General features: G+C 49.6%; 4 protein-coding genes. All 4 read left to right on the top strand.

All coding sequences use genetic code 11. The annotated features are described in order from the left end of the window. Nucleotides 1-369 (top strand): RAP domain-containing protein (locus CX664_RS17315; protein WP_146000098.1); only part of this gene is annotated, 369 nt, incomplete at its 5' end. Nucleotides 370-474: 105 nt separating this feature from the next. After that, nucleotides 475-3321: an RAP domain-containing protein gene (locus CX664_RS17310; protein WP_101747952.1), complete on the top strand. Its 2847-nt coding sequence runs from the start codon at nt 475-477 to the stop codon at nt 3319-3321. 105 nt (nt 3322-3426) lie between these two features. After that, on the top strand, nt 3427-6072 hold the full coding sequence (locus tag CX664_RS17305) for a DUF1601 domain-containing protein (protein WP_101747951.1): 2646 nt from the start codon (nt 3427-3429) through the stop codon (nt 6070-6072). Nucleotides 6073-6241: 169 nt separating this feature from the next. Further along, on the top strand, nt 6242-7269 hold a 1028-nt coding region (locus CX664_RS17300), incomplete at its 3' end, for a hypothetical protein (RefSeq protein ID WP_219622222.1).

The following is a 7269-nucleotide window of genomic DNA, read 5'->3' as shown; positions in this document are numbered from 1 at the left end:
AAGAGTCTGAACTCATTACCTCCGGTTGACCTGCTTCTGCCAGATCACAACATAGTGATCGAAATTCAGGGACCCTTTCATTACGTGGGTGGTGATTTCAATACCAGGAACGGTTCGACTCTGCTGAAAATCGCACTGTTGCAAAAATCCGGATTTGAGGTCATTGAAATTCCGGGTAACATGCTCTTGAGTCAGGATTTAATAAAACCATACATTGATCAAATAAAGACCAGGATAAGCATCCCGCTACAGGGGCATGGCTCTGTATCACTTAAAAGAAGGTGGGCAGGTGCTACATACGTTACTGCCGAAGAATATTTAGCAGAGCAAGCCAACCCGGCAAAGAGGAAGAAAACAAACAGTCAGTAATCGCCTTCCTCCCATCATGACTCAAGTAAACTTTTTTGCACAATGAACTTCTGGGCAGAACAGCAGTCTGCTTTTTATATTTTCATGAATTAATGAAATATAATTATGGATAGAAGTTCTGCTGGTATCTGTGGTCAATACACAAGATCTGATAACGGTTACAACCAACCGAATGGCCATACTCCTTCTTCAAGGCGTGGGCGATATAGACATGCCACAGTCAGACAATGGGATAATCCACCCCGCACTGCACCGGGTCGCGATGAATTTTACCATTCTTCAGGCCCACGCTCTTCCCAATACCTAGTGCTCCGTTCTGTCAACCCGACTCAAGATTTTAATGCCCTCATCAAACAGGACATAATAGATGATCTGGTGAGTAAATCGGGTCGTTTCGGTCATCGCTATGATGGGAGAAATCATGGGCAATATGCCAGTTTAATTAAAAAATACACGTCAGCTGCTAAAAGACCGTTAAATCGAACAGAACAAAGCCAGCTGATGCGTTTGCTGCAAAATTTTACCGTAACACGGAGCTGGAATTGGCGAAGCCTGACGACAACACTTCACTCATTTACTTCAGCGGGTGTTTTTACCCCTCATAAACCCATGAATGAGCGTGTTCAGCTCACTCAAGCTGCCTTATTGTCAACGCTACTTGATGCAATAATATTCAAGTGCAACCAAAAACCTGAAGCCAGTGATATTGGTGCCCAGGGAATCGCTAACCTGCTGTGGGCCATGGCGAAACTGGTGGGCAACGGCCAGGAGCGGACAGCAGAGCTCAAAGAGGCTGTGGCCTTGTTGTTGCCCCACGTAAACGTACAGAAAGATCAATTTATTCCTCAGGCTATCGCCAACCTGCTGTGGGCCATGGCGAAACTGGTGGACAACAGGCAGGAGCGGGCACCAGAGATCAACAAGGCTGTGGCTGCGCTGTTGCCCCATGTGAACTTACAGAAAGACAAATTTAATGCCCGTGATATCGCCAACCTGCTGTGGGCAATGGCGAAACTGGTGGACAACGGGCAGGAGCGGACACCAGATTTCAACGAGGCCCTGGTCGCGCTGTTGCCCCACGTGAACGCACAGAAAGACCAGTTTATTCCTCAACATATCGCCAACCTGCTGTGGGCCATGGCGAAACTGGTGGACAACGGGCAGGATCATACACCAGAGCTCAAAGAGGCTGCGGCCGCGCTGTTGTCCCACGTGAACGCACAGAAAGCTCACTTTATACCACAGGGTATCGCTAACCTGTGGTGGGCCATGGCGAAACTGGTGGACAACGGGCTGGATCGGACACCAGTGCTCAAAGAGGCTATGGTCGCGCTGTTGCCCCTCGTGAACGTACAGAAAGAACAATTTAATGCCCAGGATATCGCCAGCCTGCTGTGGGCCATGGCGAAACTGGTGTACAACGGCCAGGAGCGGACACCAGAGTTCAACGAGACCGTGACCGCGTTGTTGCACCAAGTGAACGCACATAAAGACCAATTTAATGCCCAGGAAATCACCAACCTGCTGTGGGCCATGGCGAAACTGGTGGACAGCGGGCTGGAGCGAACAACAGAGCTCAAAGATGCTGTGGCCGCGCTGTTGCCCCACGTGAATGCACAGAAAGACCAATTTATTCCCCAGCATATCGCCAACCTGCTGTGGGCCATGGCAAAACTGGTGGACAACGGGCTGGAGCGAACAACGGAGCTCAAAGATGCTGTGGCCGCGCTGTTGCACCACGTGAATGCACAGAAAGACCAATTTATTCCCCAGCATATCGCCAACCTGCTGTGGGCCATGGCAAAACTGGTGGACAACGGGTACGAACAGACACCAGAGTTCAACGAAGCGGTGGCTACGCTGTTGACCTGCGTGAACGTACAAAAAGCTAACTTTAACCCACAGGAAATCACCAACCTGCTGTGGGCCACGGCCAAACTGCTGAACAGCGGGCAGGAGCGGACAGCAGAGTTTAAAGAAGTCGTGTCCGCGCTGTTGCGCCACGTGAACGCACAAAAAGCTAACTTTAAACCACAGGAAATCAACAACCTGCTGTGGGCCATAGCGAAACTGGTGGATAACGGGCAGGAGCAGACACCGGAGCTCAAAGATGCTGTGGCCGCACTGTTGCCCCACGTGAATGCACAGAAAGACCAATTTATTCCCCAGCATATCGCCAACCTGCTGTGGGCCATGGCAAAACTGGGTGAACTCATTAAGCTGAACCTGGCTATCTCTACGTTCGAATCGCTTGTCTATCGAATCAGTAAGAACCTGCTGTTTTCTCAGGAAGAGATATCGATGTCTCTCTGGGGAGTCATGGTATTGTGTGCCAGGTTGGCTCTAGACTCCAATGCCAATAAAAATAATGTGTTTGAAAAGCACATGGATGACCTGTTCACTCGCCTGGAAAATACCTCGCCAGATAATGAAGAGGATCAATCCATCATGTTCATGGCCGCAAGTTGGCTTGGCAGAACCTGCTCGGTCGTTCGCCATTACCAGACAATCATTTCAAAAAACCAAGCCGACTTCCGTGATCAACTCAAATCATCTATTCCATCTTTGAAGATCGAAGAGGAAAAGAGTCTGAACTCATTACCTCCGGTTGACCTGCTTCTGCCAGATCACAACATGGTGATTGAAGTTCAGGGCCCCTCTCATTACGTGGGTGGTGATTTCAACACCAGGAACGGTTCGACTCTGCTTAAAATCGCACTGCTGCAAAAAGCAGGATTTGAGGTCATTGAAATCCCGGCTAACCAGCTTTTGAACAACGATTTAATGAAAGCATATATTGATCAAATAAAGATCAGGATAGGCATCCCGCCACAGGGTCATGACTCTGTATCACTTAAAAGAGGGTGGGCAGGTGCTGCATACGTGACTCCCGAACAACATTTAGCAGTGCAAACCAACCCGGCAAAGAGGAAGAAAACAAGCTGCCAGTAATCGCCTTCCTCCCATCATGACTCAAGTAAACTTTTCCGCACAATGAACTTCTGGGCAGAACAGCAGTCTGCTTTTTACATTTTCATGAATTAATGAAATATAATTATGGATAGAAGTTCTGCTGGTATCAGTGGTAAATACGCAATATCAGGTAATGATGACAACCAACCGAATGACCGTGCCGCTTCCAGGCGTGGGCGATATAGACATTACACAGTCAGACAGTGGGATAATACCCCACGCACAACCCCGAGGCGTAATAAAGTTTACCATTCTTCTGCCGCAGGCCCTTCTCAATATCTACTGCACCGTTCAGTAAACCCTGCTCAAAATTTTCATGCCCTCACCAAAAAGGAAATAATGGCTGGTCTGGTGAGTAAATCGGATCGTTTCGGTCATCGCTATGATGGGAGAGATCACGGCCTATATGCCAGTTCAATTAAAAAATACACGTCAGCGTCTAAAAGGCCTTTAAATCGAGCGGAACAAAGCCAGCTGCTGCATTTGCTGCAAAATTTCGCAGCAACGCGGAGCTGGAATTGGCGAAGCATGACGACAACACTGCACTCATTGACTTCAGCGGGTGTTTTTACCCCTCATCAACCCATGGATGAGCGTGTTCAGTTCACTCAAGCAGCCTTATTGTCAACGCTACTGGATGCAATAATATTCAAGTGCAACCAAAAGCCCGGAGCCAGGGATATTGATGCCCAGGGAATCGCCAACCTGCTGTGGGCCATGGCGAAACTGGTGGACAACGGGCAGGAGCGGACACCAGAGCTCAAGGAGGCCGTGGTCGTGTTGTTGCCCCATGTGAATGCACAGAAAAAACAATTTATTCCTCAGGGAATCGCCAACCTGCTGTGGGCCATGGCGAAACTGGTGGACATCGGGCAGGAGCGGACACCAGAGCTCAACGAGACCGTGGCCGCGCTGTTGCCCCGCGTGAACGCACAGAAAGCTGACTTTAAACCACAGGAAATCAATAACCTGCTGTGGGCCATGGCGAAACTGGTGGACGACGATCAGAAATGGGCATCAGGGCTCAAAGAGGCTGTGGCCGGACTGTTGCCCCACGTGAACGCAGAGAAAGACCAGTTTATTCCTCAGCATATCGCCAACCTGCTGTGGGCCATGGCGAAACTGGTGGACAACGGCCAGGAGCGGACACCAGAACTCAAAGCGACCGTAGCCGCGCTGTTACCCCGCGTGAATGCACAAAAAGACCAGTTTAATGCCCAGGCTATCGCCAACCTGCTGTGGGCCATGGCGAAACTGGTGGACAACGGGCAGGAGCCGACACCAGAGCTAAAAGAGGCCGTGGTCGCGCTGTTGCCCCACGTGAACGTACAAAAAGAACAATTTAATGCCCTGGCTATTGCCAACCTGCTGTGGGCCATGGCGAAACTGGTGGACAACGGGCAGGAGCAGACACCAGAACTGAACGAGACCGTGGCCGCGTTGTTGCCCCACGTGAGTGCACAGAAAGACCGGTTTATTCCTCAGCATATCGCCAACCTGCTGTGGGCCATGGCGAAACTGGTGGACAAAGGACTGGAGCGGTCACCAGGTCTTAACAAAGCCGTGACCGTGCTGTTGCCCCAAGTGAACGCGCAGAAAGACCGGTTTATTCCTCAGCATATCGCCAATCTGCTGTGGGCCATGGCGAAACTGGTGGACAAAGGGCTGAAGAAAATACCAGAGTTCAAAGATGCTGTGGCCGCGCTATTACCCAACATAAATGCACAGAAAGACCAATTTCTTCCCCAGCATATCACCAACCTGCTGTGGGCCATGGCGAAACTGGTGGACAAAGGACTGGAGCGGTCACCAGGTCTTAACAAAGCCGTGGCCGTGCTGTTGCCCCAAGTGAACGCGCAGAAAGACCGGTTTATTCCTCAGCATATCGCCAACCTGCTGTGGGCCATGGCGAAACTGGTGGACAGTGAGCAGGAGCAGACACCAGGGCTCAACGAGACTGTGGTCGCGCTGTTGCCCCTTGTGGACGCAAAGAAAGACCAATTTAATGCCCAGGGTATTGCCAACCTGCTGTGGGCTACGGCCAAAATGGGTGAACTCATTGAGCTCAACCTGGCTACCTCTACGTTCGAATCGCTTGTCTATCGAATCAGTGAGAAGCTTCAGTTTTCTCAGAAAGAGATATCGATGTCTCTCTGGGGAATAATGGTATGTTGTGCCAGGTTGGCTCCAGACTCCAATGCCAATAAAAATAACATCCTTGAGAAGCACATGGATGACCTGTTGACTCGCCTGGAAAATACCTCGCCAGATGATAAAGAGCATCAATCCATCATGATCATGGCTGCAAGTTGGCTTGGCAGAACCTGTCCGGTCATTCCCCATTACCAGACGACCATTTCAAAAACCCAGGCCGACATCCGCGATCAACTCAAATCATCTATTCCATCATTGAAGATCGTAGAGGAAAAGAGTCTGAACTCATTACCTCCGGTTGACCTGCTTCTACCAGATCACAACATGGTGATTGAAGTTCAGGGATCGTCTCATTACGTGGGTGGTGATTTCAAAACCAGGAAGGGTTCGACTCTGCTTAAAATCGCACTGCTGCAAAAAGCAGGGTTTGAGGTCATTGAAATTCCGGTTAACATTCTCTTGAGTCAGGATTTAATGAAACCATACATTGATCAAATAAAGGCCAGGACAGGCATCACGCCACAGGAGCATGGCTTTGTATCCCTTAAAAAAGGTGGACAAGTGCTGCATTCGTGACTGCCGAAGAACATTTAGAAGAGCAAACCACCCTGTAAAGAACAAGAAAACAAACAGACAGTCATCGCCTTCCTCCCATCATGACTCAAGTAAACTTTCCCGCACAATGAACTTCTGGGCAGAACAGCAGTCTGCTTTTTATATTTTCATGAATTAATGAAATATAATTATGGATAGAAGTTCTGCTGGTATCAGTGGTCATTACGCAAGATCAGGTAATGGTTACAACCAACAAGATGACCATGCCGCTTCATCAAGGCGTGGACGATACAGACATGCCACAGTCAGACAGCGGGATAATACTCCACGCACTACACCAGCGTGTAATCAATTTTACCAATCTCCTGCCGTATGCCCTTCTCAACATCTACAGTGCCGTTCAGTAAACCCGGCCCGGGATTTTTATGCCCTCTTCAACCAGGACACAGTGGATAGTCTGGTGAGTCAATCTGAACATTTTGGTCATCACTATAATGGGAGATATCATGGTCAATTTGCCAATTCAATTAAAAAATACACGTTTGCTGCTAAAAGACCGTTAAATCGAGCAGAACAAAGCCAGCTGATACTTTTGCTGCAAAATTTTACCGCAACGCGAAGCTGGAATTGGCGAAGCCTGACGACAACACTTCATTCATTCACTTCAGCGGGTGTTTTTACCCCTCATAAACCCAGGGATGAGCAGGTTAAGCTCACTCAAGCTGCCTTATTGTCAACACTGCTTGATGCAATAATATTCAAGTGCAACCAGAAACCTCAAGCCAGGGATATTGATGCCCGGGGAATCGCCAACCTGCTGTGGGCCATGGCGAAACTGGTAGACAACGGGCAAGAGCAGACTCCAGAACTCAACGCGGCCCTGGCCGCGCTGTTGCCCCATGTGAACGCACAGAGAGCGAACTTTAAACCACAGGAAATCACCAACCTGCTGTGGGCCATGGCGAAAATGGTGTACAACGGACAGGAGCGTACAGCAGAGTTCAAAGAGGCTGTGGCCGTATTGTTGCCCCACGTGAAGGTACAGAAAGACCAATTTATTCCTCAGGGCATCGTCAACCTGCTGTGGGCCATGGCGAAACTGGTGGATAACGGGCAGGAGCAAACAGCAGAGTTCAAAAAGGCTGTGGCCGCGCTGCTGCCCCACGTAAACGCACAGACAGCTCACCTTAAACCACAGGAAATCGCCAACCTGCTGTG

The organism is Endozoicomonas acroporae (assembly GCF_002864045.1).
GTDB lineage: Bacteria > Pseudomonadota > Gammaproteobacteria > Pseudomonadales > Endozoicomonadaceae > Endozoicomonas > Endozoicomonas acroporae.
The sequence above is the reverse complement of the archived record's forward strand: the minus strand, read 5'-3'. Positions and strand labels throughout refer to the sequence as shown.